This is a genomic window from Mycobacterium sp. TH-M82, assembly GCF_057473605.1.
Map to the genome: position 1 here is coordinate 1 of NZ_JBYCKY010000300.1, position 1936 is coordinate 1936.

Genomic DNA, 1936 nt, shown 5'->3' on the forward strand with positions numbered 1-1936 from the left:
GTTATGCGCCCCGTCGCCGACCCGAAGAGTCGTCAAACCAATGCGGCACAGGGCTTCTTGACGGCACCACGGCCGGCCCGGCACATAACGAGGGCGGACACATAAGACCGAAAATGTTCCGCGGAACATTTTCGGTCAGCACATAGGTGGGGGCACCGCCGATGATCCGGAAAATCCGGTCCAGCCCGGCGAACACACTCGGTGCAGTCCGGTCCCGCAACGCGATCACGACCCGGAAGCGACTCCACGCCAGCCAGGCCACCAGCAACACGACCTTGCGCCCATCGACGAGCGGTCCGTCACCGAAGTCGTATTGCAGCCACAATCCCGGCTCGGTGATCCACGGCCGGTGTACTCTCGTATTACCCAGCCGCCATTGGGCTTTCGCCTCGGCGACGGCGCGTCGGGTGGTGCGCTCGCTGCCGGCATAGCCCAGGGCTTGCAGCCGCACGTGGGCCTTATCGGCGCGGATCTTCCCGCGTGAATCAGCGACCCACCCTTCCAGGACGTCGCGCCAATCATTGATCATCTGGGCGCGGCGCACCACCGGTGCCAGACCACGATCACGGTCGGCGACGGCCTTGGCGACCGTGTGATGCGAGCAGCCGCACAGCTCACCGGCGGCCCGATAGGACCCGGTCAGGTCGTAGGCATTGAGTATTTCCATGATTTCTCCGTCAGACTTCACTTGCGGTCTCTCCTGAGGTTGCGATTCGACTTGGGCGTCGCTATCGAAACCACAGGAGAGACCCACAACCCGGCGACGCGCCGAGGCTGCGATGGATAGGTCTGGGCAGATCCATGCCCCCTGGTGGGCACTTTCGTGACCGCAGATGGGCAGTTCTTAATGGCCGTCAGCGGGCACTTTCGTGGCCGCCTACGGGCAGTTTTTCATGGCCGCCGACAGGCAATGGGGCGGCCGAGCTTCTCCCGGGTGATCACGATCTGGGCGTATCGGTAGGCGGCGCGAGTCTCGAAAGCTCGTCGGGCAGCCGCGCGATGCCGTATTCAATCTCGGCGAGCGTGATCGCCGTGGTGTGCAATCGCCCCACCGTATCGGTCCAGGCGAACACGTTGCGATCCGGTTCATCACGCATCATCTCCGCAACGACGTTGGTGTCGACAACGATCACGCCAAATCCGCAACACGGGGTAGCTCCGACCGGCGTGGGTTTTCCAGTTCGACACCACCGATCGTGCCGAAGCGTTGCCGGATTGCTTGCACAAGGTTGACGCGCTCATGCGCTGCCTCGGCAACCGCGTCGGTGAGGATCGCTCGAACTTCAGCCTCCATCGATCGTCCGTGCTGAGCAGCTCGCACTTTCAGCCGGGTGGCTACATCTTCATCCAAGTCACGCACACTGATCGCCGCCATGAAAGCTGCACCTCCTGCTAGCAATGCGAGCAGGAGGTACCACGACGCTCCGTCCTGCTCCCGGCCCAGAAGGGCCGGGATTCCGAGTGGACCGCCCAGCTTGGGTCGCATCGGAATAGGCTTAGGTGATGACGACGCAGACGACCGCACGCGCGGCGACTTTGCAGACGCTGGTTAAAAATAACCGGGCCGAAATTCTGGAGTTGCTCGCACGGTACGGAGCCGGCAATCCACGGCTGTTCGGCTCAGTAGCACGCGGTGACGCCACCGAATCCAGCGACATCGACTTGATGGTGGACATGGCCGCCGGCGACAAAGATGCCTTGTGGGAACTGTCAGGCTTGAGCGAAGATTTGCGGCAGCTACTCGGCGTTAGGGTCGACGTGGTATGCGAAAAGCTCTTGCGTACCAAAGTTGCTCAAACCGCACGAAAAGATTTTGTCGCGCTGTGACCAGGAAGGACACCGACCGTCTCAGCGACGTGTTGGTCGCGGCCAAGAAATGTCAGTCCTACCTCAGCCACCTTGGCGGCCCGCACGATGAGATGGCCTACGACGCTAT

Annotated in this window: 3 protein-coding genes and 1 pseudogene; 1 reads left to right on the forward strand and 3 read right to left on the reverse strand. The window is 62.2% G+C overall.

Going from position 1 to position 1936, the window contains the following annotated elements; all coding sequences use genetic code 11:
* Positions 1 to 127 precede the first annotated feature (127 nt).
* The 3 genes and pseudogenes from AC2VON_RS09420 to AC2VON_RS09430 form a co-directional block, all read right to left on the reverse strand.
* Positions 128 to 688: pseudogene (locus tag AC2VON_RS09420) on the reverse strand (transposase); the annotation flags it as partial.
* A 250-nt stretch (positions 689 to 938) separates the two neighbouring features.
* Positions 939 to 1133: a PIN domain-containing protein gene (locus tag AC2VON_RS09425; protein WP_486952707.1), complete on the reverse strand. Its 195-nt coding sequence runs from the start codon at positions 1131 to 1133 to the stop codon at positions 939 to 941.
* Positions 1130 to 1375 (reverse strand): FitA-like ribbon-helix-helix domain-containing protein, encoded by a 246-nt coding sequence (locus AC2VON_RS09430; RefSeq protein WP_486952708.1) that lies wholly within the window; start codon positions 1373 to 1375, stop codon positions 1130 to 1132. The genes AC2VON_RS09425 and AC2VON_RS09430 overlap by 4 nt, the downstream gene beginning before the upstream one ends.
* Before the next feature lie 128 nt (positions 1376 to 1503).
* Between AC2VON_RS09430 and AC2VON_RS09435 the strand changes: the two genes are divergently transcribed.
* Positions 1504 to 1827, forward strand: a complete 324-nt coding sequence (locus AC2VON_RS09435) for a nucleotidyltransferase family protein (protein ID WP_486952709.1) — start codon at positions 1504 to 1506, stop codon at positions 1825 to 1827.
* Positions 1828 to 1936 lie beyond the last annotated feature (109 nt).

Bases quoted from the DNA above. Each gene is read 5' to 3' on its own strand.
- AC2VON_RS09430 (WP_486952708.1), bottom strand. From the start codon at position 1,375: ATGGCGGCGATCAGTGTGCGTGACTTGGATGAAGATGTAGCCACCCGG.
- AC2VON_RS09435 (WP_486952709.1), top strand. From the start codon at position 1,504: ATGACGACGCAGACGACCGCACGCGCGGCGACTTTGCAGACGCTGGTT.